The organism is Micromonospora parva, assembly GCF_000718515.1.
GTDB lineage: Bacteria > Actinomycetota > Actinomycetes > Mycobacteriales > Micromonosporaceae > Micromonospora > Micromonospora parva.
Genome location: NZ_JNZS01000009.1, coordinates 100947 through 125114, shown reverse-complemented (window position 1 = coordinate 125114; position 24168 = coordinate 100947). Strand labels below are relative to the sequence as shown.

General features: G+C 70.4%; 18 protein-coding genes. 10 read left to right on the top strand and 8 right to left on the bottom strand.

The window, feature by feature from the left end; translation table 11 throughout:
* Nucleotides 1–61: 61 nt before the first annotated feature.
* Both IF22_RS0113475 and IF22_RS0113470 read right to left on the bottom strand, forming a co-directional pair.
* The gene (locus IF22_RS0113475; RefSeq protein ID WP_030331815.1) at nt 62–2290 is read right to left on the bottom strand and encodes a hypothetical protein; all 2229 of its coding nucleotides are present in this window, start codon (nt 2288–2290) and stop codon (nt 62–64) included.
* Nucleotides 2287–3078 carry a deoxyribonuclease IV gene (locus IF22_RS0113470; protein WP_030331813.1) on the bottom strand — a complete coding sequence of 264 codons (792 nt, stop codon included), beginning with the start codon at nt 3076–3078 and terminating at the stop codon, nt 2287–2289. The genes IF22_RS0113475 and IF22_RS0113470 overlap by 4 nt, the downstream gene beginning before the upstream one ends.
* 628 nt (nt 3079–3706) lie before the next feature.
* Between IF22_RS0113470 and rpsF the strand changes: the two genes are divergently transcribed.
* The 4 genes from rpsF (at nt 3707) to rplI (ending at nt 5354) form a co-directional block, all read left to right on the top strand.
* Nucleotides 3707–3997 carry a 30S ribosomal protein S6 gene (gene rpsF / locus IF22_RS0113465; protein WP_036411437.1) on the top strand — a complete coding sequence of 97 codons (291 nt, stop codon included), beginning with the start codon at nt 3707–3709 and terminating at the stop codon, nt 3995–3997.
* 81 nt (nt 3998–4078) lie between these two features.
* Nucleotides 4079–4612, top strand: a complete 534-nt coding sequence (locus IF22_RS0113460) for a single-stranded DNA-binding protein (protein WP_030331808.1) — start codon at nt 4079–4081, stop codon at nt 4610–4612.
* 41 nt (nt 4613–4653) lie between these two features.
* Nucleotides 4654–4893, top strand: a complete 240-nt coding sequence (gene rpsR, locus IF22_RS0113455; protein WP_013289355.1) for a 30S ribosomal protein S18 — start codon at nt 4654–4656, stop codon at nt 4891–4893.
* A gap of 14 nt (nt 4894–4907) precedes the next feature.
* The gene (rplI, locus tag IF22_RS0113450) at nt 4908–5354 is read left to right on the top strand and encodes a 50S ribosomal protein L9 (RefSeq protein WP_030331806.1); all 447 of its coding nucleotides are present in this window, start codon (nt 4908–4910) and stop codon (nt 5352–5354) included.
* A 154-nt stretch (nt 5355–5508) separates the two neighbouring features.
* Here rplI and IF22_RS0113445 read toward each other — a convergent pair whose 3' ends face one another.
* The gene (locus IF22_RS0113445; RefSeq protein WP_030331805.1) at nt 5509–7062 is read right to left on the bottom strand and encodes a hypothetical protein; all 1554 of its coding nucleotides are present in this window, start codon (nt 7060–7062) and stop codon (nt 5509–5511) included.
* Nucleotides 7063–7476: 414 nt separating this feature from the next.
* On the opposite strand from IF22_RS0113445, the gene IF22_RS35630 reads away from it, so the two are divergent.
* Nucleotides 7477–11592 carry a replicative DNA helicase gene (locus tag IF22_RS35630; protein WP_342446905.1) on the top strand — a complete coding sequence of 1372 codons (4116 nt, stop codon included), beginning with the start codon at nt 7477–7479 and terminating at the stop codon, nt 11590–11592.
* Between the two features lie 8 nt (nt 11593–11600).
* On the opposite strand, the gene IF22_RS0113435 is transcribed toward IF22_RS35630, so the two are convergent.
* The 5 genes from IF22_RS0113435 to IF22_RS0113415 form a co-directional block, all read right to left on the bottom strand.
* Nucleotides 11601–12278: a maleylpyruvate isomerase N-terminal domain-containing protein gene (locus tag IF22_RS0113435; protein WP_030331801.1), complete on the bottom strand. Its 678-nt coding sequence runs from the start codon at nt 12276–12278 to the stop codon at nt 11601–11603.
* A gap of 98 nt (nt 12279–12376) precedes the next feature.
* Nucleotides 12377–12757, bottom strand: coding sequence for a TFIIB-type zinc ribbon-containing protein (locus IF22_RS0113430; protein ID WP_030331799.1), 381 nt, complete (start codon nt 12755–12757; stop codon nt 12377–12379).
* Nucleotides 12758–12779: 22 nt separating this feature from the next.
* Entirely contained in the window at nt 12780–13412 is a 633-nt protein-coding gene (locus IF22_RS0113425) for a phosphoribosyltransferase (RefSeq protein ID WP_030331797.1), read from the bottom strand.
* Nucleotides 13413–13453: 41 nt separating this feature from the next.
* Entirely contained in the window at nt 13454–14800 is a 1347-nt protein-coding gene (locus IF22_RS0113420; protein WP_030331795.1) for a glycosyltransferase 87 family protein, read from the bottom strand.
* A 50-nt stretch (nt 14801–14850) separates the two neighbouring features.
* Entirely contained in the window at nt 14851–17364 is a 2514-nt protein-coding gene (locus IF22_RS0113415) for a putative bifunctional diguanylate cyclase/phosphodiesterase (RefSeq protein ID WP_030331788.1), read from the bottom strand.
* 725 nt (nt 17365–18089) lie between these two features.
* Between IF22_RS0113415 and IF22_RS0113410 the strand changes: the two genes are divergently transcribed.
* The 5 genes from IF22_RS0113410 to IF22_RS0113390 all read left to right on the top strand — a co-directional run bounded on the left by IF22_RS0113410 (nt 18090) and on the right by IF22_RS0113390 (nt 24160).
* Nucleotides 18090–21191, top strand: coding sequence for an AfsR/SARP family transcriptional regulator (locus tag IF22_RS0113410; RefSeq protein WP_051708448.1), 3102 nt, complete (start codon nt 18090–18092; stop codon nt 21189–21191).
* A 261-nt stretch (nt 21192–21452) separates the two neighbouring features.
* Nucleotides 21453–21944 (top strand): cyclic pyranopterin monophosphate synthase MoaC, encoded by a 492-nt coding sequence (gene moaC, locus IF22_RS0113405; protein WP_030331784.1) that lies wholly within the window; start codon nt 21453–21455, stop codon nt 21942–21944.
* Complete coding sequence (locus IF22_RS0113400) at nt 21941–22411, top strand: MogA/MoaB family molybdenum cofactor biosynthesis protein (RefSeq protein ID WP_030331783.1); 471 nt, start codon at nt 21941–21943, stop codon at nt 22409–22411. The genes moaC and IF22_RS0113400 overlap by 4 nt, the downstream gene beginning before the upstream one ends.
* Before the next feature lie 67 nt (nt 22412–22478).
* Nucleotides 22479–23735: a molybdopterin molybdotransferase MoeA gene (locus IF22_RS0113395; RefSeq protein ID WP_030331781.1), complete on the top strand. Its 1257-nt coding sequence runs from the start codon at nt 22479–22481 to the stop codon at nt 23733–23735.
* Nucleotides 23732–24160 carry a molybdenum cofactor biosynthesis protein MoaE gene (locus IF22_RS0113390; RefSeq protein ID WP_030331779.1) on the top strand — a complete coding sequence of 143 codons (429 nt, stop codon included), beginning with the start codon at nt 23732–23734 and terminating at the stop codon, nt 24158–24160. Before IF22_RS0113395 ends, IF22_RS0113390 begins: the two co-directional genes overlap by 4 nt.
* Nucleotides 24161–24168 lie beyond the last annotated feature (8 nt).

Here is a 24168-nt window from a genome sequence, read left to right as displayed (position 1 = left end):
ATCAAGCCTGACCGCCCGGAGCCGGGCGGGATCCCCCCGCAAACCCCGCCCATGAAGAGCTTCAGAGCCGATAGACGACAGCGTCCCCGACCTCCTGCCGGCTGATGCCGAGCGACTCGACCGGGGCGTCAATGGTGATCTCCCACGGTGTGCCGGCGACCTGGCCGCGCAGCAGCACCACAGTGCGGACGCCGAGCGTGCGCAGGTAGTCGACGCTCGTCTGGTCCGGGAACGACTGGCTCACCCGACGGACGTCGTCGAGCTGGCGCGGCGTGAAGCCGCTACCACCGTTGACCACGTCGGGGAACCCGCTGGTCGACCAGAGCATCACGTGCTGGTCCAGGCTCTGATTGCTGGGCAGCACCAGCATCGGCCCTTCCGCCGAACGCATCGCCGCCGGCTGGGTCGGCACCACCGGATGCGGGGTGGTGTTCAGCCCCTCGACGGTGACCAGCAGCAGCGGCAGCAGGGTGGCCATCCGCAGCCACGGCCCCGGCCAGGACGGGATCCGTTGCGCGGTCAACTCGCGGACCCGGTCGGTGAGCGCGGTGACCGCGCCCGCCGCGAGCAGGGCGAGCAACAACGTGGTCCAGAGCATCAACCGCCCAGGGGTACGCAACCCGCTCCAGCCCGGCAGGTGCTCGAAGAGTGGCACGTAGGTGAAGGTGCCGTCGAAGAAGCGGGTGCCCATCGCGAAGGCCATCGTCACCAGCACCCCGACCAGCAGCAGCAGTCGCTGCCGCAGCCGCCAGACCGAGAAGAACAACCCACCCGCGGCGAGCGCGTAGAGCACGAAGCCCGGCAGGAGGGTCATCTCCGGGTGCCACGGCAGTGCCGCCCGGGCCCCCTCGTGCAGCCCACCCCAGATCCGCGACTCCGCGGGCGCCGTCACGAAGCCCGACGCCGGCGGCGAGAAGATGCTGATGTCGGCGATGGTGCGCTCGGCGTACGGGTGCAGCTCGGTCACCTTGTAGAACGGGAACGCCATCAACAGGCCGATACCGGCGAACAACACCCCGCCGAGCAGATCGGCGGTGAACAGCCGGCGACCGAACGGAACGGCCTGCCTGGTGCGCAGCCGCCGCGCGAAGAAGAGGACGGCAGCGACCAGCACCGTGCCGGCCAGGAAGTACGCGAACGGCAACCCGATGCCGAAGCCGAGGCTGAGCTGCCACGCCGCCACCAGCCAACCGGCGTAGACCCAGCCGTCATGCCGTCGCTCCGGTCGGTAACCGTGTCGGAGGGACCAACCGTGCCCGCGCGCCAACATCGCCAGTGCCAGCGGGATGCCCCCGTTGGAGAGCACGTGCAGGTGCCCGGCCTGGGCCAGCAGCCACGGCGCGTAGGTGTAACTCACACCGGCGACGGCGGCACCGATCCGGCCGGCCCCGAGCTGTCGGGCCAACGCGTACGCCCCGAGCGTGGCGAGCGCGTGCGCCAACACGAACATGATGTTGTAGCGCAGGATGGCGTCCTCGGGACCGCTGCCGAGCATGCCGGCCGGGGCGTACCCGAGCAGGGTGTCGGAGAACGCGAAGCTCCACAGCTCCGGGAAGAACGTGTTGGACTGCCACAGGCGCGCCGGGTCGGCCAGCAGGATGTGCCCGGACCAGGCCATCTGCCAGGCCTGCAGGCTGGGGTCCCAGTAGTCCTGCGGGAGGGTGTAGCGCGGATAGCGCAGCGTCGGCCAGGTCATCAGCACGGCCAGTGCCGTGGCGGCGAGGGTGGCCAGGGTCCACTCGTGGATCAGGAACCGACCGACGGCGCGGCCGGCCCTAGTGAAGATGGAGGGCCGTGGCTCCGGCGCGGAGGCGAACGCCTCCCAACGCTCCGGGCCGACGGGCTTCGCCTCGCCGTCGGCCTTGTCCGGACCGTCGGCGTCGTCACCCTTCGCGCCCTTGCCTGCGTCACCGCCCTTGGTCGCGCCGGTGTCCTTGGTCGTGGTGCTGTCCTTGGCGGTGCTGGCGCTGGTGGTGCTGCCGCCCTGGGCGGCGTCCTGCTTGGTGGCGGCCTTCGTGTCGCCGCGCCGGGCCGTGTCGCTGGCGGGACCGCTCGTCGCGGGGGCGGCCTCGGGGTCGCCACTCGGGGCGGCTCCACTGCCTGCACCGACGTCCGGCGGCGAGCCCGCGGTGGTCTCGGTGGCGGCGTTGTCGGAGGTACGAGCCGGGTCGGAGGGGCGAGCCGGCTGGGTGGGCGTGCCCGGCGCGGCCGTGGTGGCGGGTCGACTCTCGGTGTCCGCGCCGGTGGGGGTGGGCGGGGTGTTGCCGGTCCCGGGCTGTCCGCTCGTCATGCCGCCGGGCTCTCCGCTCCGAGTTGCTCACGCAGAAAGTCGATGTCGGCGGCCTGGCCGGCCACGCCGCCCGGTGTCTCGACGACCACCGGCGCGCCGGCCGCCCGGATCACCGCCACCACCAGCTCCGGGTCGATAGTCCCGCCGCCGAGGTTGTCGTGTCGGTCCTGGCCGGAGTTGAACGCACCCTTGGAGTTGTTGGCGTGCACCAGGTCGATCCGCCCGGTGATCGCCTTTACCCGGTCGACCAGGCCGAGCAGCTCCTCGCCGCCGGCGTACGCGTGGCAGGTGTCCAGGCAGAAGCCGACCTCGTGGTCACCGATGGCGTCCCAGAGTCGGGCGAGCGCGTCCAGCCGTCGGGCGCAGGCGTTGTCGCCGCCGGCGGTGTTCTCGATCAGGACCGGCACGCCGAAGCCGCCGGAGTCTGCCGCGTACGCGAAGGTCTTGCGCCAGTTGTCGAAGCCGACGGCCAGGTCGTCGCCCGCGTTGACGTGCCCACCGTGGACGATCAGGCCCTTGGCGCCGATCGCGGCGGCCGCGGTGGCGTGCCCGAGCAGCAGCTTTCGGCTCGGGATCCGGATGCGGTTGTTGAGCGTGGCCACGTTGATGACGTACGGCGCGTGCACGTACAGGTCGACCTCGGCGGCGCGCAGCCGCTCGGCGTCTTCGCGCGGCTTGGGTGCCTTCCAACCCTGTGGGTCGGAGAGGAAGAACTGCACGGTGTCGGCGGACCGGGCGGCCGCCTCCGCCAGCGGGTCGGTCGAGTCGACGTGGGCTCCGATACGCATGCGAGCGAGCCTACGTCGCGACCCCGACGGCCGGGGCGACGGCCGGGGCGGTGTCGCGTCACCGGACGGACCGACGATCGTTGATGGGTGTGAACCGGCGACCAGCATTCCGGTGCCGCCTGTGGCGCGAGCGCCGCACCCGGTGATCGGCGGTCGCCGGCCGACAGCGAGGTCACCCCCGCTGCGCGGCCCGGCGCAGCGGGGGCGACCCCATCGCACAGCGGCCACCGAGCGACGACGATCTCGGAAAATTGTGCTTTTTCCCCCGACAAGGTACGAGTGCTGTTGTATCGTCAGATAACAACACGATAAAGCTCCGCGGGGCGTCTTCGGTCCAACCTCATCGGTGTGGTCGTTCCTCCCCAGGTCCCACCCAAGGAATGCGGACCGGACGCCCCGCGGCCTCGTAGACGGGGGTCCACCACCGGCCGATTGACGGCCGGACGGTGGGCCCCCGTCGGCATGTCCGGGTGCCGGCCCGACCACCCCGGGCATGATCGTTCGGACCGGGTATCCTGGTCAGGTTGTCCGCGTCCGGCCGGGTTCCCTCGGCGCGTGCGGACCACGACACAAGACCTCCTGCCACGGAAGGACCGTGGCCGCTTAGCCCACAGGAGGTGAGCACGTCTTGCGTCATTACGAGATCATGGTGATCCTCGACCCCAGCCTCGAGGAACGCACCGTCGCCCCGTCGCTCGACACGTACCTGAACGTGATTCGGACCGCGGGTGGCTCGGTTGAGAAGACCGACGTGTGGGGCCGCCGGCGCCTCGCGTACGAGATCAACAAAAAGGCAGAGGGCATCTACGCCGTCGTCGACCTGCAGGCCACGCCTGCTGCGGTCGCCGAGCTGGACCGTCAGCTGCGACTCAACGAGTCCGTGCTGCGCACCAAGGTCCTCCGACCGGAAATGCGCTAAGCCTTCAAACCCCCGGTTCGTCCGGATCAGCCTCCGCGACTCTGTCGTAGGGCTCTGGGAGCCTGTACGACGAGACGCTGAGTGCGCGAGGAGATGGTCATGGCAGGAGACACCACCATCACGGTCATCGGCAATCTGACCGATGACCCCGAGTTGCGGTTCACCCCCTCCGGGGCTGCGGTCGCCAAGTTCCGAGTCGCTTCGACGCCCCGTTTCATGGACAAGGCGTCGAACGAGTGGAAGGACGGCGAGCCGCTGTTCCTCGCTTGCACCGTGTGGCGGCAGGCCGCCGAGCACGTCGCCGAGTCGCTGCAGCGTGGCGCTCGGGTGATCGTGTCGGGCCGGCTGCGTCAGCGGTCGTACGAGACCCGCGAGGGTGAGAAGCGCACCGTCATCGAGCTCGAGGTCGACGAGATCGGCCCGTCGCTGCGCTACGCCACGGCGAAGGTGCAGAAGATGTCCCGCTCCGGCGGCGGTGGCGGCGGCTTCGGTGGCGGTGGTGGTGGCAACCAGGGTGGCGGCGGAGGCAACTTCGACGACCCCTGGGCTTCGGCCGCTCCCTCTCCCGCGCGTGCCGGTTCGGGCGCCAATTTTGACGAGGAGCCACCGTTCTAATGGCGCCGAGCGCCCGCGATCGCAAACCAGGAGCACGTGCAATGGCCAAGGCTGCGGCACTTCGCAAGCCGAAGAAGAAGGTGAACCCGCTCGACAAGGACGGGATCACCTATATCGATTACAAGGACACCGCGCTGCTGCGGAAGTTCATCTCCGACCGCGGCAAGATCCGCGCTCGACGGGTGACCGGCGTTACCTCGCAGCAGCAGCGGCAGATCGCCCGCGCGGTCAAGAACGCCCGTGAGATGGCGCTCCTGCCGTACACGGCCACCACCCGCTGAGAGGAGGCACCGATATGAAGATCATCCTGACTCAGGAAGTGTCCGGCCTCGGTGCCCCGGGCGACATCGTCGAGGTCAAGAACGGCTACGGCCGTAACTACCTGCTGCCGCAGGGCTTCGCGATCGCCTGGACCAAGGGCGCGGAAAAGCAGGTCACGGTCATCAAGCGGGCCCGTTCGGCCCGCGAGATCCGCGACCTCGACCACGCCAACGAGGTCAAGGCTCAGCTCGAGGGTCTCAAGGTCAACCTGAAGGTCCGCGCCGGCGACGGCGGGCGGCTCTTCGGCTCGGTCACCCCGGCCGAGATCGTCGACGCCGTCAAGGCGGCCAGCGGCCCGGTCCTCGACCGGCGTCGGCTGGAGGTGCCCGGTCACATCAAGTCGACCGGCACCTACCCGGTGAAGATCAAGCTGCACCCCGAGGTGACCGCGTCGTTCAACCTGAACGTCGTTCAGGGCTGACGTCCGCAACACCACCACGAGGGCCCGCACCGAGTAATCGGTGCGGGCCCTCGTGCGTACGTCATCCGATCCGACGCTGCCCGGACCCGGATGGCCCGCGCGGCCCCGGTCCGCACACCGCCAGCGCGGCCCGGCCCGCAGCCCGGCCGACGGGTCACCCGATGGGCTGGCCCGTCACCGCGCTGATCAGCACCGTGGAGAGGCCGCCGCCCACCACCGCGGCGGCAACCGCGATGGTCGCCGACCGCCACGTCGTACCGACCCGACGCAGCAGCGCCGCCACCACCAGACTGCTCACCAGCGCCAACCCGAAGCGCGGCGAACCGGCGAGCAGTGACTCCAACGCGCGGGACCGCGCCGAGTCACACCCACCCCCGCTGATGTCGGTCACACAACCCGCCGGTGCCTGGCTGTCCAACGTCAGCAACCAGACGAAGATCAGCATCGCCGGCACCAGGTAACAGGCCGCCGTGTACAACAGGGGCCGGACCGACCCGCCCGGGTCCGGGTCCAGCAGGTCGTCCTCCAGACGCCGCGCCCAGGCACCAGTGGCCGCCGACTCGACGCGCTGGCGCACCGACGCCGAGCCCACCGCCGGCCGGTCCGCCCGACGCCGGGGCGCACCCGCGCCCGGCACACCGGCCCGTGGTGCAGGCGAGCTGCGCGGCCGAGGAGCGGTGTAACCCACCACCGGAGACCGTGGCGCAGACGTCGGAGGATCCATCCACCGCGGGTCGTCGTCGGCCAGCCGGGTGCCAGACCAGAAACCGTCCTCACGGCTCGGCCAACCCTCGGCCGCCACCGAACGATCCGAGCGCGGCGGCAGCGTACGGTCCCACTGGTCATCCTCGATCGCGGACCGCTCCCACTGGCCGGTGCGGTCCGACCGCTCCCAACCACCGACGCTCTCCACCGCCGACCACTGCCCGCTCAGGTCCCCGCCGTCCGCTCCCGCCGCAGGCGGCCACGCGTGCACGCCCGAGGCGTCCCACGGGTCCACCGCCGGGGGGTACGACGGTTCAGGCTCCGCCACCCGGTCCGATCCGCGCACCCACGGGTCGGCCGCCGGACGGGTCCAGGACTCCTCCGCCGCACGACGGCTACGCCGGCTGGGTCGGCTCGGCGCCTCGTCCGGCACCTGCTCGGTCGGGGCGGACTCGACATCCCCGCCCGACCAGATCACCTGCGGACGGCCGGCGGGCGCGCGGCGGGGACGACGGTCCGAGACCGCACCGGAGACCGGCTCGTCCCCACCGGCGTCGGCCCGTCGACGGCCGGCGTACCCCTGATCCTGCGGTCGGTCGAGCGTCCACTCCCGGGTGTGGTCCGAGTCTGGCGCGGGGCCGATCGCCGGCTGCTCCCGCCGACGCGTGTCGCCGCCCCGCCACTGCGAAGTCGCCGACTCGGCGGACCGCCGGCCCGCACCGGAGGGCGGCGGGTAGAGCTCGTCATCGTCCTCGTCCGGTGCCGCGTGACGACCGCCGCCGTCCGCGTGCCGGACCCCCGACTCCAGCGCCCACCGGGGCAGGTAGGCATCGACAGGCTCTTCCTGGCCGCGGTCCAACGCACGCCGCCGGCTGGAGGTGCGGTAGCGCCCGTCCTCGTCGTACGGATCAACCGGAACAGACGCCGCGGGCTCACGCCACGAGGCGGTTGGCTGGCGCTCGCGCGGGCTGCCATCGCCGCGTCCCCAGTCCCGGTAATTCACGGCCGGAGTGTGACCCTTCTGAACCGAAAGCGGAATCCGCTGTCCAGGTGTAGCCGTTCGCTGGAGATAGTACGGGACGATCGTGTCACAGGCCCGACCGAAATATTCTCCTCCACAGGCTGGGGAGCATGTCCCCGCAGGTCAGCGAGCTATGGCCGAGAATTCCCCAATGGTTTTCCACAGGCTGTGCACACGCTGCGCACATGCTGTCCACCGGGATCCACAGGTTGTCCCGAGGCTCGTCCACCGGCGTTGTTGAGTCTCTGACCTCGGGGTCCGTATGGTTGGCCCTCGACCGCCGGCGATGGCCCCCGATCGACCGGCCCGGTCGGACGAGAAGTGTCGTACCCCAGCGGTAGAGCTGGGGTTGGATCCGGCGCAGTGGAGGGGGGACCCGTGTCGGTCACCGACGACATGCGGGCAGAGCCACGCTCCGGCGGAGGCCAGCCACCTTCGCAGCGGGATGGCCAGTTCGACAAGACCCCGCCCCAGGACGTCGCCGCCGAGCAGTGCGTCCTCGGCGGCATGCTGCTCTCCAAGGACGCCATCGCCGACGTCGTCGAGATCCTCAAGACCAACGACTTCTACCGGCCGGTGCACGCCACCATCTTCGACATCATCCTCGAGATCTACGGGCGCGGTGAGCCGGCCGACTCGATCACGGTCGCGGCGGCGCTGGCCGACTCGGGGGATCTCGTACGCATCGGCGGCGCGCCGTACCTGCACACGCTCATCGCCAGCGTGCCCACCGCCGCGAACGCCGCGTACTACGCCCGCATCGTCAGTGAGCGGGCGGTGCTGCGTCGACTGGTCGAGGCCGGCACCAAGATCGTGCAGCTGGGCTACGGCACCGCCAGCGGCGGCAGCCGCGACGTGGACGACGTCGTCGACCTCGCTCAGCAGGCCGTCTACGACGTCACCGAACGCCGGGTCAGTGAGGACTTCGCGGTCCTGGCCGACATGTTGCAGCCGACGCTTGACGAGATCGAGGCGGTGGGCGCGCAGGGCGGTGTGATGACCGGTGTGCCCACCGGCTTCAGCGACCTGGACCGGCTGCTCAACGGTCTGCACGCTGGGCAGTTGATTATCGTGGCGGGTCGACCTGGTCTGGGAAAGGCGCTCGCGCTCGACACCCCACTGCCGACCCCGGACGGCTGGACCACGATGGGCGAGGTCAAGGCGGGCGACCAACTACTGGCTGCCGACGGCTCCCCGACCACTGTCACGCACGCTTTCGACGTGATGCACGACCGCCCCTGCTACGAGGTCGAGTTCTCGGACGGCACCGTGATCGTGGCGGACGCGGAGCATCTGTGGAAGACGACCACCCGGGCGAGCCGGCGGCAGGAACCGGCGCGGCAGAGGCGGTACTGGCCCGAATCGTCGCTGGCCAATGTCCGTGCGGCACACGAGCGGCTGAGCCTCCTGGGGAACCAGCCGATCACGCTCTTCGACACGCTTGAGCAGGTTGGGCCGGAGTTTCGGCATGTCCTGCACACCGTCGCCCGCGAGGTGGGGTCGGTCGGCCGGATCAGCCGTCCCATCGTCCGCAGCGGCAAGCCACAGAACTGGACTGCGCCGGGCTACCCAGCCGGTCCGCTTCTGAGCACGCTTCTTCAACGAGCCGAGCGGGAGGTCAAGGCCGGTAGCCGGGCCGACCACGACGGCGTCGTCACCACCGCTCAAATCGCAGCCACGCTGCGTACCGACACCACCCCGCGGCGGCTCAACCATGCCGTACGGAACTGCGCTCCCATCCAACTTCCGGATCGGGAACTGCTGATCCCGCCCTACACGTTGGGAGCCTGGCTCGGTGACGGGCACAGCGACGCCAGCCGCTTCACCACGGCAGATCCAGAGATGGTCACGCACGTCGAGGCGGACGGCTTCGTCGTGCGGCCCAGCGGGCCAATGGTCTACACCATCCTGCTGCGGCCCGCGTCCGCTGCTCCGGGCAACGGTGTCTGCGCGGACTGTGGCGTTTCCACCAGGGCGTTGCGAGAGAACCCGGCGACCAGGAAGTGTGCTGACTGCCGTCACCGGAACGGCTCGTTCCTCGGGTTGTTGCGTCAGGTCGGGGTGGCTGCCAACAAACACATCCCGGTCACATACCTGCGGGCCTCCGAGGCTCAGCGCAGAGCGTTGCTCGCCGGCCTGATGGACACCGATGGGACCGTGGCCCCCGCCGGTAACCTCCAGTACACGTCGACCTCCAAGCAGTTGGCTGATGACGTACGCGAACTGATCGTCAGCCTCGGCTACCGCTGCACGGTCAACGCAAAGCCGGTGCGCGGCCGTACCCCCGAGTCGTCAACGGCATATACCTTGAACTTCTCCACCCCGGATGTCGTCTTCCGGCTCAAGCGGAAGCAGGATGCGCACGCCGAACGTCGCCGCACCACCTCCGATGTTCGAACGACCTCGCGGTTCATCGTCGACGTCCGGCCGGTCCCGAGTGTTCCGGTCCGGTGCGTGACTGTCGATAACGACGAGCACCTGTACCTGGCCAGCCGGGCGATGATCCCTACGCACAACAGCACCGCCAGCATGGACTTTGCCCGAAATGCAGCTATTCGCGCCAACCAGGCTGCGGCCATCTTCTCGCTGGAAATGAGCAAGGTCGAGATCGTCATGCGGCTGCTCTCCGCCGAGGCGCGGGTGCCGCTGCACGTGCTGCGCAGCGGCCAACTCTCCGACGACGACTGGACCAAGCTGGCCCGCTGCATGGGCGAGATCAGCGAGGCGCCGCTCTTCGTCGACGACACGCCGAGCATGAACCTGATGGAGATCCGGGCCAAGGCCCGGCGGCTCAAGCAGCGGCACGACCTCAAGATGATCGTGGTCGACTATCTCCAGCTGATGACCTCGCCGAAGCGCACCGAGAGTCGCCAGCAGGAGGTCGCCGACCTGTCCCGTGGCTTGAAGCTGCTGGCCAAGGAGGTCGAGTGCCCTGTCATCGCGGTCAGTCAGCTGAACCGTGGTCCCGAGCAGCGCACCGACAAGCGACCCCAATTGTCCGACTTGCGGGAATCAGGCTGCCTCACGGCGGAGACCCGGGTGGTTCGAGCGGATGACAACACCGAGATCACGCTCGGTGAGTTGTTGTCAAGCAACGCTAAAGAAATCCCGGTCTGGGCGTTGGACGAGAGCCTTCGCTATACGCCCCGCACCATGACCCACGTCTTCCCCAGCGGCACCCGCGAGGTGTTCCGGCTGACCCTCGCATCGGGCAAGCAGATCGATGCCACAGCGAACCACCCCTTCCTCGCGTTCACCGGGTGGGTGCCGCTCGGTGAGCTGTCGCCCGGAGATCGCATCGCCACGCCGCGACACCTACCGCCTCCAATGGTCACCCGCCCGTGGGTCGATGCCGAGGTGGTCATGCTGGCTCACCTGTTGGGCGACGGCTCGTTCGTGCGCCGCCAACCCATCCGGTACGCAAGTCGTGATGAGCTGAACCTGCAGGCCGTGACGGAAGCAGCGAAGCACTTCGGGATTTCCGCCGTCCGCGACGACTACGCGGCCGCGAGGGTCACAACCCTCCGCCTGCCGGCGCCGTACCGCCTGGCTCGCGGTCGGCGCAACCCGATCGCGGCTTGGTTGGACGAGCTGGGCCTCTTCGGTCTGGGGTCACACGAGAAATTCATCCCTGCTGGCGTTTTCAGCCTGCCGAAGGAGCAGATCACCAGCTTCCTGCGGCACCTCTGGGCTACTGACGGTTCGGTGACCGTCAGTAACACCGGCTGCGGAGGGCGCGTCTATTTCGCGTCCACGAGCCGACGAATGCTCGAAGACATCTCTCGACTGCTCCTCAGGTACGGCATTACAGCCCGGCTGCGGGTCGTACCAGTCGTGGGACACCGCCCCCAGTACACGCTCGACATCTCCGGTCGGGACGACCAGTTGAGGTTCCTGCGCGAGATTGGCGTCCATGGGGAGCGCTCGGAGGACTGCGCCGCTCTGCTCGCTGCTCTGGAGTCGACGGAGAGCAACACCAACGTTGACACCGTGCCGCGCGAGGTGTGGACCAGGGTGAAGGAGATCTTGGTCGAGCAGGGGATGACCCACCGTGAGTTCGCCGCCGCCATCGGCACCCAGTTCTGTGGCAGCGCCCTCTGGAAGCGCGCGCCCAGCCGTTCCCGACTGGCGGCGATCGCCACCGTCCTCGACGCGGCCGACCTCGACCTGCACGCGACGAACGACATCTTCTGGGACTCGATAGTGTCCATCGAGTCGCTCGGTGAGCAGGAAGTGTTCGACGCGACTGTGCTCGGGAAGCACAACTTCATCGCCAACGGCATCGCCACCCACAACTCGATCGAGCAAGATGCCGACGTTGTCATCCTGCTGCACCGCGACGACTACTACGACAAGGAGTCGCCGCGGGCCGGGGAGGCGGATTTTATTGTTGCCAAGCATCGGAATGGCCCCACCGACACGGTGCGTCCGGATACGACACCGGTATCCGGACGAAACCGCGCCTTGCCGGATCGCCGCCCGGACTCCGCCTCGGCTCGACCGCCCTTATGAAACAGGCCCTAGCCGAGCAGCGGGAACCAGCCCGCCGACTCGCCCAGCTCCAGCCTGTCCCGGTCGGTCAGCGGCACCCGCCCGGTGGCCTTCAGCAGGAAGTCATGGTCGTCCCATGCGGTGGGTCTGACCGTGTCGTCGCTGAGCAGGCCGTCCATGGTCGCCACCGCGACGCGTACCGCAAGTGGGCCGGGCGGCGGGGCGTCGGGGAGTTCCAGCGTCAGGTCCAGGTGGTGGATGGCGGCCTCGGTGGTCAGGGTGGCGAGGAAATCCGGCACCCGCAGCACGTGGCCCTGTGTGGTCACGTACCCGTCAGGGGCGGCTGACGCGGCGGCGCGGACCGAGGCTGGGGCGGTGTCCCGCCAGAGGTCGACGATTCCGGTCGGACGGTCGAAGGCGGCGGCCGATCGGCGGACCCACCAGGCGTGCCGGGCGGACGTGTCGTCGTCGCCGGGAAAGTCCCGCCAGTAGCTCACGTCGTCGACGTCGGCGGGGCCGTCGACGGGGCTGGCCAGGGCGACGAGTGCCCGTTGGGCGTCGCCGAGCACGTGCAGGAGCAGGTCGGCGACGAGCCATCCCTGACAGCGGGTGGCTCGTTGCAGGCCGGCGTCGTCCAGGCGGTCGACTACCGCGGTGATCCCGTCGTACGCCTGGGCCAGCGCCTCGTGCGGTCGGATCGCGGTCATGCGATTCAGCCTGGCATGAAGCCTGCCGCCCGCCAATGGTCACCGGTGGTGTGCCCGGGCCGACGCGTGGATCGACCCGGGCGAAGGCTTGCCTCGGCTCAGCCGAACATCTCGTCGAGGAAGCCCTTGCGCTTCTTCTGCCGGTAGTGGCCGTGGTAGCCGTGGTGCTGCTGCGGGTGGCCGTAGGCCGGCTGCGGCGGGTAGCCGTGGGCGGGCGGGGGCGGCGGCGGGACGTTGCCGTACCCGGGCTGGTGCGCCGGAGGCGGGGGCGGCGGCGGGTAGCCGGCCGGCTGCTGCGCGGGCTGACCTGGCGCGCCGCCGGCCTGCTGGCGGCTCCAGTTGGCCTCCGCTTCGAACAGCTTCTCCAGTTCGCCGCGGTCCAGGAAGATGCCTCGGCACTCCCCGCACTGGTCGATGACGACGCCGCTGCGCTCGTACTGGCGCATTTCTCCGTGACACTTGGGACAGGTGAGGCTCATCTCCCGACGGTACCTGGTGCACCTAAGCGGTTGCTGTGAGCGCCTCGGTGACTTCTTCGTCGGACACCTCGTGGAAGTCGTCGTAGTAGACGCTCACCGCGCCGAAGTCGGGTGGGCGTTGGGCGCAGATGACCTGGTCCGCTTCGGCGGTCAGCAGCTCGTACGCCTCCTGCGCGCCGACCGGGACCGCGACCACGACCCGGTGCGCCCCGAGTTGGCGGGCGACCTCGACGGCGGCGCGGGCGGTCGCGCCGGTGGCGAGGCCGTCGTCGACGATCACCGCGGTCCGTCCGGTGAGGTCCAACTGTGCGCGTCCGCCCCGGTAGAGCCGTTCCCGGCGTTCCAGCTCTGCCTGCTCCTGCCGGCTGACCTGGGCGATGTCGTCGCTGCTGAGGCGGCCGGCCACCAGGTCGTTGAGCACCTGGACGCCGCCCGGGCCGAGTGCGCCGAAGGCGACCTCCCGGGCCCACGGCATGCCGAGTTTGCGGACGACCAGCACGTCCAGTGGCGCGCCGAGCCGTTCGGCGACGACTCGGGCGACAGGTACGCCGCCCCGCACGAGGCCGAGGACGACGACGTCTGGTTCGCCGATGAGTGCGCTGAGCCGTTCGGAGAGCACCCGGCCGGCGTCGGCCCGGTCGCGGTACGTCGTCATGCCTTCAGGTCTACGCCCTGACGGGTCGTTCCGCTCGGAAGTTACGCCGAAGTGCTCCGACCGGGCCGGACGTCGGGAAGCGGGGTGGCCGGCGTGTGGGCCGGGCGGTGCAGCGCGGGTGCCCAGGTCAGCAGCGCCAGTGGATACAGCAGGTAGCCGAAGCGGGTCGAGGGCATCAGGGCGATGGCGGCGAGCAGCCCGTACCCGCAGATGAGGGTGGCGGCGACGGCGGTGCGGGGCGGGCGGCGGGCGAGCCGGACGGCGATGGCCAGTCCGGCGGCGACCAGCAGCGCGGCGGCGATGAGCCGGCCGGCGGGTAGCGTGCTGGCGATCAGGTAGCCGGGGAACGGTGACTGCGCGGGGCTGGTGACCAGCCCGTGGCCGAGCGGGAAGCGCAGCACGTTCTCGGTGAGGGCGTCGCGGTCCACCAGCAGGGCCGGGAGTAGTGCGGCGACGGGCAGGCCGATGGCGCCGGCGGCGACGCGGGTGCCGGCGCGGTGGGTCAGGCCCCAGATGATCAGGACCAGGGCGACCGGCCAGGCGAACAGTTTCAGCGCGCCGGCGAGCCCGACGGCGAGGCCGGCCCGGCCGGGTCGGTCGGTGGCGGCGAACGCGAGGGCCAGCAGGCAGAGCGCGAGTACGGGTAGGTCGTCGCCGCCGGTGGCGAGGGTGAGGGCGCAGATGGGCAGGACGGTGGCGGCCTGCACGCCGCGCAGCAGGGCGGCGTCCCGCTGGTGGGTGGCGGCGGTGGGCTGGCCGGCGGTGGCTCGTGTGCCGCGGAGGGCGGCGACGGCCAGGGCGAGGGCCAGCGCGGTGCCTATCGCGAACCAGACCCGGGAGTCGGTCCACCAGGTGTCGAGCAGCGCTCTGGGCAGGCCGAACATCGCCATGCCGGGTTGGTACGGGGTGTAGCCCATCAGTTGCTCGCCGGGTGGCAGGGCGGCGATGGCGTCGGGTCCGAGGTACGGGGTGCCGTGTTCCAGGAGGCGGTTGCCGGCCTGTTCCACTACCAGCACCTCCTCCTGGGCCCGGTCGGTGCGTCCGCCGGCCCGGTCGATGCTCTGCCAGGCCAGCGGCAGCAGTGTGGTGGCGGCCCAGGCGAGACCGGTGACCGTCCAGCGGGCTGGCAGGCCGGTCAGCCGGGAGGTCGGGGAGCGTCGACGCAGCAGCAGTTGGGCGGTGACCGTCAGCGTGGCGAGCAGGTAGCCGACGGCGGCGACAGCGCCCCAGGCGCGGTGCGGCAGCAGGGTCGACGTGATCGCGGTGATCGCGGCGAAGGTGGCCGAGACGGCGTAGAGGCCGAGATCGAGGGCGAGCCCTCCGGCGGCGTTGTCGAGCGTCCGCCAGTGCCAGCGACGGCGGCGGGCGGTCGGGTCGTCGGCGATCACGCGCGACAGTCTGGCAGACCGGGCTGCCCGCGCTCCGGGCCGTCGCCTGCTCAGGCGGGCAGGTGGGGGAGGCGGTCGGGTCGGGAGCGGCCGGCCTGGCGGCGGTTCTGGCTCAGCCGGATCACGGCCCCCGCGTCGTGCAGCGGTGCGGCGAGGGTGCCCGGTCGGCCGCCGGAGCCGCGTTGCATCGCCGCGAGCAGGGTGCCGGACGGCATCGGTCGGGCGAACAGGTGGCCCTGGCCGGCGACGCAGCCCAACTCCCAGAGGGCTCGCCGTTGCGGTTCGCTCTCCACTCCCTCGGCGACCACGTCGAGGTCGAGGCTGCGACCCAGGTCGAGGGTGGAACGGATGACGGCGGCGGCTTCCGCCGAACTCTCCATCGTCGTCACGAAGCTCCGGTCGATCTTCAGTTCGTGTACGGGGATCCGGGAGAGCAGGGACAGCGAGGAGTAGCCGGTGCCGAAGTCGTCCAACGCCAACCGGACTCCCTCGTCGCGTAGCCGGCTGAGCACCCGGTCGACCACGTCGAGTTGGCTGAGGGTCAGCGTCTCGGTCAGTTCCAGGACCAACCGGTCCGGTGGGAGGTCGTGGGCGCGCAGACGGGCCAGCACCGAGCCCGGGAACCGTGCGTCGAGCAGGCTGCGCGGGGACACGTTGACAGCGACCGGTACGTCGAAGCCGGCGTCGCGCCAACTCACCGCCGCGATCAGCGCCTGGTCGAGGATCGCTTCGGCGAACGCCGGCAGCAGGCCGGAACGCTCCACCGCCTCCAGGAACCGCAGCGGGTCGATCAGGCCGTGGACGGGATGGTGCCAGCGGGCCAGAGCTTCCGCGCTGGTCACCTCGCCGGTGCCCAGGTCGACGATCGGTTGGAAGTTGACGACGAACTCGTGGTCGGCGACCGCGCGGGGCAGGTCACCGCCGAGAGTGAGGCGGCCGAGGTCGGCGGTGTCCCGGGTGGGGGCGTAGGTGGCGATCCGCTGTCCGGCCCGTTTGGCCTGGTACATGGCCACGTCGGCGCGGCGTAGCAGCTCGGCCATGCCGCCGTTGGACGGGGCGCCGGAGATCCCGCCGCTGGCCTCGACGCTGATGCGCATGCCGTCCAGTTCGAACGGCTCGTGCAGGGCGGCGAGCAGCGTCTCGGCCCGGTGCGCGGCCACCGCCGGGGCCGGCAGACCCCGCAGGAGTACGGCGAACTCGTCGCCGCCGAGGCGGGCCACCAGGTCGGTCGTCTGGGCCGCGCCGCGCAACCGGTCGGCCACCTGCACCAGCACCTGGTCACCGGCGGCGTGCCCGAGCGTGTCGTTGACCTCTTTGAAGTGGTTGAGGTCGATCAGCACCAGCGCGGTCACACCGTCGGCGTGTCGGGTGCTCAACTGCTCGGTGCCCTCGTCGAGGAGTTGTCGGCGGTTGGCCAGGCCGGTCAGCGCGTCGTGTGAGGCCGCGTACGCGTGCTCGTCGGCCACCCGGGCCAGTTCGGCGTACGCCTGGGCGTTGCGGACGGCCGTGCAGAGCGCGGACGCGAAGGTGCGCAGGGTGTACTGCTCCCGTTCGGAGAGTTGCACCGGGCCGCGGAAGCGCAGTCGGAGCATGCCGACGTCGACGGTGCGGTCGTGGCCTTCCAGCGGCGCGGGGACGACGGTGCCGTCCACGCCGGTGGGGGTGCCGGTCGGGCCGTCGAAGGTGGTGCCGCCGGTGCCGCCGCGCACGGTGCGACCGCCGTCACGCAGCTCGATTTCGACCTCGTCGGCGGAGAACAACTCGGCGGCCTGGGTGACGGCGGTGGTGAGGACGTTGTCCAGGTCGACCACGTTGAGCGCGTCGGTGGTGCGGGCCAGCCGCTGCCACGCCTGCTGTTCGGTGCGACCGCGGATGCGCGCGGAGTAGGCCAGGTGCAGCAGGGGTGGGACGGCGAGCAGTAACCGGGGGTCCATCTGGAGGGTGAGCAGGGTCAGTGCCGCCACCACGAACCGGACCGCGTAACCAGCCAGGCGAAGATCCAGGTTGCTGCGGAACTGGGTCGAGATCTTGGTGCCGGAGGCGAGCGCGATCACGGGGATCGCCAGCAGCTCGTCGAGTAGTGACGCGAGGAGGTACGCGAGCGCCAGGACCCCCACCAACTGCGGGGCCTGCATGTCGGGCCAGGTCCAGTCGAGCACGGCGAAGGTTAGGCCCGCACCGGCCGCGACGAGGATGTTCTTGCCGACGCCGAAGGCCAGCTTGATCGGTGGTAGACGGGCCGAGGCGATGGCGATCCCGACGCAGGTGCAGAGCGCAACCCACGGGACGGGGGCGATCGCCGCCGCGATGACGATGGCCGCCTCGCTCCAACTGATGAGGTGCACCGCGGATCGGACCCGTACGCGCGTCTTGACGAACGCACCCAGGGCGATCATGGCGGTCAGCGTTACCAGGGTTGCTCCGTCTGGTGTCGGAGCCTCGACCGCAGGGAAGGTGAGCCTCAGGGAGGCGAACGTGACGACTGCGGCAGCAACGACGAGGAGACCGACGATCAGCCGTAGCCGTCGATCGGTCCCGTCATCGCGTCGTTGTGAAGAGGCCACGCAACTCCTGGATTACCTCGCCTGTCGTGCTAGCACCATATCGCCGGACGATGCAGAAGTCCTGCACCGATGTCAGCCCCACTCGTTTCCGCGCATTTCACCCACCCTCTCCTTCGTACGGCTGTCGGGCTCCGATGGCGCCGACTCTCTACGAATGGAGCTTAAATGGGGTTGGCCCTAGTTAGGGATGATAAATGTCGTTATCCTCAACATTAGTTAATCCCGTACTGATAAGTGACATTCTGTTTGCGTTCCGGTGCGGAGAGCGCTGGGATGTTCGCCTCCTGCATCCGCTCCGTCGCGGAATGTCGTGAGCCCTGCCGACCGATTAGACCGCGCCCTCAGTGTGGGTGCTCCGGTGCCGCAACTCATCCGCCGATTCGGCCAACCGCTCACCAGCTTCAGCCAGGAGTTCCACTCGTCGAGTGTCGGCGCAAGCGTTGACCGGTGAACGTGGCTGACCCTGGCGCTGCCCCAAGGTGCGGCCCGGGTGTGGAAGCCAGCAGTTGCGGCTTTCGTTCCTTCTTTCCGTGACGTGGCAAGGGTCGAGAACGCTAAGGCAACGGACGGTTCTTGCAATGTTCGCATTGCACTCGGCGACCTCGTCACAGTGGATGGCCGTGGAGCGCTCGCATCGACGGACTGATTGGCGTCGGGCGTTCCTTCCGGTGCCCGTAAGCTTCGTTGCGTGATCGGCTGAATACCCCGCTGGAGCAGGGGGACGGGTGGAGATTCAACTTCTGGGCGGCCTCTCAGTACGACTGCTCGCTGACAAGCTGCACCTGGGTACACCCAAACAGCAGGCTGTCTTCGCGATGCTCGCGGTCCAGCCCCGGCAACTGGTGACCCTGGGCGACCTGGTCGACGAGCTGTGGCCGGAGTCCCCACCGCGCTCTGCGGTGGCGAACGTACGGACCTACGCGGCCAATCTGCGTCGAACGTTCGAGGCTTTCGAGTCCGGTCGGGGTGTCATCGTCCGGCAGCAGAGCGGCTACCGGCTCGCAGTGGGGCCGGAATCCGTCGACATGTGTCTCTTCGAGACCGAACGCGTCGCCGGACGGGAAGCGCTGATGGCCGGCCGCCTGGATCAGGCCCTGGAACTGCTGGGGCGCGCCGTCGGGCGATGGCATGGGTCGATGCTCGCCGGCATCCCGCTCGGACCGGTGCTCACCGCGCACGCCGCGACCGCCGAGGAGGAGCGGCTGTTGGCGATGGAACTCCTCGCTGACGTGCAGCTGAGATCGGGCCGGGACGACCTGGCGATCCCGCTGCTGCGGGACATCATCGTGCGGTACCCCCTCCGGGAGCCCGCGTACGTGCTTCTCATCCGAGCGCTGTACGAGCGGGGCGACCACGCCGGCGCCGTCGCCACGTACGGCGAGGTCCGCGCCAGGTTGGCGGAGGAGCTTGGAATCATCCCGGGTGCCGAGCTTCAGGCGCTCCACCGCACGATCCTCACCGTGGCTGCGTCGCTCTCGAAAGCCAGCGCCGCGGTCCGTCCGACTGGCCTGAGTGCGCCCACCGCCTCGAACGTGCCCGCCCCCGCGGCCGTGGTGGCCTCCGCGGAACCACCCAGGCCCAGGCCGGTGGATCACCTTCCCCGGGCGGTCACCGACTTCGTCGGTCGGGAGGACGTGGTGTCGGGGCTGCTCGCGGAGACCCGCCGGGTCGAGGAGCGGGTGCCAGCCGTGCACATCATCGATGGCATGGCGGGTAGCGGCAAGACCACCCTCGCCGTGCACCTCGCCCGCCAGTTGTCCGCCCGGTACCCGGACGCCGCGCTCTTCATCGACCTGTGCGGGCATGGCGAGAAGAAGCCGGTGGAACCAGCGGCTGCCCTGGTCACTCTGCTGCGACAACTCGGGGTACCCGCCAACGGGGTGCCTGTCGACCTGAACGCCAGAGTGGAGTTGTGGCGACAGGAACTCGCTCAGCGGAGATCGGTGATAGTTCTCGACAACGCCGCGAACAGCGACCAGATCGTGCCCCTGCTGCCGACCGAGCCGACCGCCGTCGTGCTGGTGACCTCGCGTCGGCGCTTGTCCCACCCGGATGTGGGGCCCTCGCAGACGCTGCCGGTGCTGAGCCCTCAGGAAAGTGTGGATCTCCTCGGACTGAGCGTCGGACATGACCGGGTCGAGGCCGAGCCGGCGGCCGCCGCCGACGTGGTCCGGCTGTGTGGGCATCTCCCCCTGGCGATTCGGCTGGCTGGTGCCAGGCTCGCCCACCGTCGCGGTTGGCGGTTGGCCGAGATGGCCGAGCAGATGGCTGGCGACCCCCTGGTGCTGCACCACCTGGCGCAGGAGGCGAGCACCGTCACCGGCGCCTTCGCCGCCTCCTACGAACCGCTCCCGGACTCGACCAAGCGTGTCTTTCGCTTCCTGGGCTTGTATCCCGGTAACCGCTTCAGCACGGCGGCGGTCGCCGCACTGACCGGACTGACCATCGCGGAAGCGCACCAGGCGCTCGACGACCTGGTCGACAGCAACCTGGTGGAGGACCTGGACTCGGCGCGATACCGATTACACGACCTCATGCGCCAGTACTCCGCGGAGCTGTGCTCCCGTACCGACTCCGCTAGTGATCGAAGGCTCGGGCTGGCCCAACTGTTGGACTTCACGCTTGATGCGGCGCTGACGGCCGCCGAGACGCTGGAGCCCGGCGTGATGAAGTTCGGCGTCCCGCACCGTCCCTACGGACGACCCGAACTGGTCGCGGCCATCGGTGAGCCCACCGCCGACTGGTTGGAGGCCGAGCGGACCGACCTGGTGACGATGGTGTTGTCCGCGCTCGACTCGGGCTTCTACGAGTACTCCTGGCGGCTGGCCCGGGCCCTCTGGCGGTTCTGCTACATCCGTGGGTACTTCGAGGACATCCTGCTGACCCACCGTCACGCGTTGACCGCCGCGGAGGCGACCGGGGACATCTATGCGATGGCGTTGATGAACAACTATCTCGCCTCCGGCTACGTGCGCACCGGTGACATCCGGCAATCGCTCGACTACCTGACCCGCGCGGTCGCCCTCTCCACGGAGTCGGGGGACGTGCTGGCCACGGCTCGGTACCGCGCGAATCTCGCGGCCGTCTACTGGTGGGGTGGCAACCTGACCGAATCGGTGACCGTCGGTTTCGAGTGCCTGCGCGACTACAAGGGGTACGGCGCCGGCAGGGCACCGATGGTCCTACCGAATCTCGGCATGGCACTGATGATGCTCGGGCGCTACGAGGAGGCGCTGCGCCTGCACCGCCTGCACCTGGCCTGGGCCCGGACGAACTCCGAGGATTTTCACCTGCTCAACGCGCTGAGCCACATCGGTGGCGTACGTGTCCGGATGGGTGAGCTTCCACAGGCGATCCGGATCCTCATGGCCTCCTTGGCCCTGCGCGATCGCACCGGCCACCGGTACGCCGAGGCCGAGGTGCGCAACGACCTCGGGATCGCCTATCGCGGTCTCGGCCGTCTGGTCGAGGCCCAACAGCAGCACGAGGCGGCCAGACAGTTGTCGATCACCTCGGGGGAACGACACGTCGAGGCGGCCGCGCTGAACGAACTCGGCCGTACCCTGCTGGCGCAGGGGCGAGGTGGCGAGGCCGTCGAGATGCACCAGGCCGCCCTGCGACTGGCCACCCGGATCTCGCACCCGTACGAGCAGGGGCGTGCCCTGGCCGGCCTCGCCGACTGCTTCGCCCGCGCCGACCCGGCCGAGGCCCGCAGGCACTGGGAGCGGGCGTTGGCGATCTTCCGGCGGATGGGGGTGCCGGAGCGTTTCGAGGCCGAACGCCGTCTTGCCGTGCTGGCTTCCACAACTGTGGTCTCGGGGCTCTGACCAGGTCTAACGTCTCTTATCGATTTCTTATCGCCGGGCCCGGTAACTTCGTGGCCGTATCGGCGAACGGGGGAGGTTCTGCTCCTGGGCAGAACCGGGTCGCCGACACGCACCCGCTGCCAGGTCCCCCAGCGACCTCGGCGGCGGGTCGGTCAGGAAGGGGCGGCGTCGGGGCCGTTGCGCCGTCAGCACCCGGTGCGATCGTCAGCGTGACGTCGCTCCTTCCGACCACCGTCGTACCGCACCGATAGGCTCACGCCCGTGACCGAACCCGCGCAGCTCAGCCACGTCGATCGCGCCGGCGCGGCCCGCATGGTCGATGTCTCCGCCAAGGCGGTGACGGGCCGGTTGGCCGTCGCGGCCGGCCGTCTGCGGACGACACCCGAGGTCATCGATCTGTTGCATCGCGACGGTCTGCCCAAGGGTGACGCGCTCGCCGTCGGACGGCTGGCCGGGATCATGGGGGCCAAGCGCACTCCGGATCTGATCCCGCTGTGCCACCCGATCGCCCTGCACGGCGTCACCGTCGACCTGCGGCTGACCACCGACACCGTGGAGATCACGGCCACTGCCCGCACGGCAGACCGGACGGGGGTGGAGATGGAGGCCCTGACGGCCGTGGCCGTCGCCGGTCTCGCCCTGGTCGACATGGTCAAAGCGGTTGACCCGGCGGCCTCGGTGGAGGCGGTCCGGGTGCTGCGCAAGGAGGGCGGCAAGACCGGCGAGTGGGTTCGTCCGGAGGACCGACAGTGATCCGGGCCCGGGTGATCGTCGCTTCCAATCGGGCAGCGGCCGGTGTCTACGCCGACACCAGCGGTCCGCTGCTCGTCGCCGGGCTGCGCGAGCTGGGCTGCCAGGTCGACGATCCGGTGGTGGTGCCCGACGGTGAGCCGGTCGGCGAGGCCCTGCGGGCCGCCCGCGCCGACGGTGTCGACGTGGTGGTGACCAGTGGTGGCACCGGAGTGACCCCGTCGGACCGGACGCCGGACGTGACCCGGGGCCTGCTGGATTACGAGGTGCCCGGCATCGCCGAGGCGATCCGCGCGCACAGCCGTGACCGGGTGCCGACGTCGGTGCTGTCCCGGGGCCTGGCCGGGGTCGCCGGTCGGATGCTGGTGGTCAACCTGCCCGGCTCGACCGGTGGCGCCCGGGACGGCCTGGCCGTTCTCGGGCCGATCCTCGGGCACACCGTCGACCAGCTTCGCGGCGGGGACCACTGAACCGCTTGGGCCGCCTGGTGCACGCCAGGCCCGGACGGGTGTCGGTCCGTGCCGATAGGCTCGGTCGGTGAGCACGGAAACCGCACCCAACGCGGATCGGGTCAGCGCACCCCCGCCTGCCGGGTGGGAGGAAGCGCGTTCGCGGGTCTACGCGGTCGGCCTGGCCGCCGCGTTGCCCACCGTCGCCCGACCACTCGTCGACACCGACGGGTCGACCCTGGCCGAGCCGTTGACCACCCGCACCGACCTGCCGGCGTTCCCGACCTCCAGCGTGGATGGCTGGGCGGTGCGCGGCAGTGGTCCGTGGCGCGTCGTCGGGCGGGTCCTGGCCGGCAGCACCCCCGCGCCGCTCACCGAGGACGACACGACCGTCGAGATCGCGACCGGTGCGATGGTGCCCGAGGGGGCCACCGCGGTGCTGCGCGTGGAAGAGTCGAAAGTTGCTGACGGCCTGGTCAGCGGCGTTCCCCGGAGCACGCCCGAGTGGCGCAAACCCGGCGAGGAGGCGTACGCCGATGAGGTGTTGCTGCCGGCCGGCACGCCGGTCGATCCGGCGGTGATCGGCCTGGCGGCCACCTGCGGGCACGACACGCTGCGGGTTCGACGGGCGCCGCGTGCCGCGCTGCTGGTCTTCGGCGACGAGCTGCTGACAGCGGGCCCGCCCGCGGCCGGTCGGGTCCGCGACGCGCTGGGCCCCTCGGTGCCGGCATGGCTGCGGCGTTACGGCTGCCAGGTCCGCCCGTCCGACGTGGTCGGCCCGGTGGCCGACACGCTGCCCGCGCACGTGGCGGCGCTGCGCTCGGCGCTGACGAACGCCGATCTGGTCTGCACCACCGGCGGCACGATGAACGGTCCGGTCGACCACCTGCACCCGACCCTGGAGGCGCTCGGCGCCGACTACGTGGTCAACACGGTGGCGGTCCGCCCCGGCTTCCCGATGCTGCTGGCCCGGCTGACCGGCCCCGACGGGCGTGCCCGGTTCGTGGCCGGGCTGCCGGGCAACCCGCAGTCCGCGATCGTCGCGCTGGTGTCGCTGGTCGCCCCGCTGCTCGCCGGCCTCCAGGGCCGGTCGATGCCGGTGTTGCCGCAGGCCACGTTGGCCGAGGCGGTGCCCGGCCGCGGTGACCACACCCACCTGGCGCTGGTCCGACTGGACCGGGCCGCCGGGGTGGCGTCCCCGGTCCGCCACGTCGGCTCGGCGATGCTGCGGGGCGTGGCCGGCGCGGACGGGTTCGCCGTCATCCGCCCCGGCACCAGCGGCGCGCCGGGCGACCGGGTGCCGATCGTGCCACTGCCGTTGTTTCCCGGGGAGCGTGCGTCGTGACCGCACCAGCTGTCACCTTCGGCGAGGTCACCGACCGGCCACTCGACCTGGCCGCACACGAGGCCGCGGTCGCCGACCGGCGGGCCGGCGCGGTGGTGTCCTTCCAGGGCGTGGTCCGCGACCACGACCACGGCCGCCAGGTCACCAGCCTGGAGTACGAGGGGCACCCGAGCGCCGAGCAGGTGCTGCGCGAGGTGGCCGCCGAGATCGCCGCGGAGCCCGACGTCTACGCGGTGGCGGTCTCGCACCGGGTCGGCCCCCTGGCGATCGGTGACGTGGCGCTGGTCGCCGCGGTGAGCACCGCGCACCGGGCGGCGGCCTTCGCGGCCTGCGCCCGGCTGGTCGACGAGGTCAAGGCGCGACTGCCGATCTGGAAGCGGCAGGTCTTCACCGACGGCACCGAGGAATGGGTCAACTGCCCCTGACGGGTCAC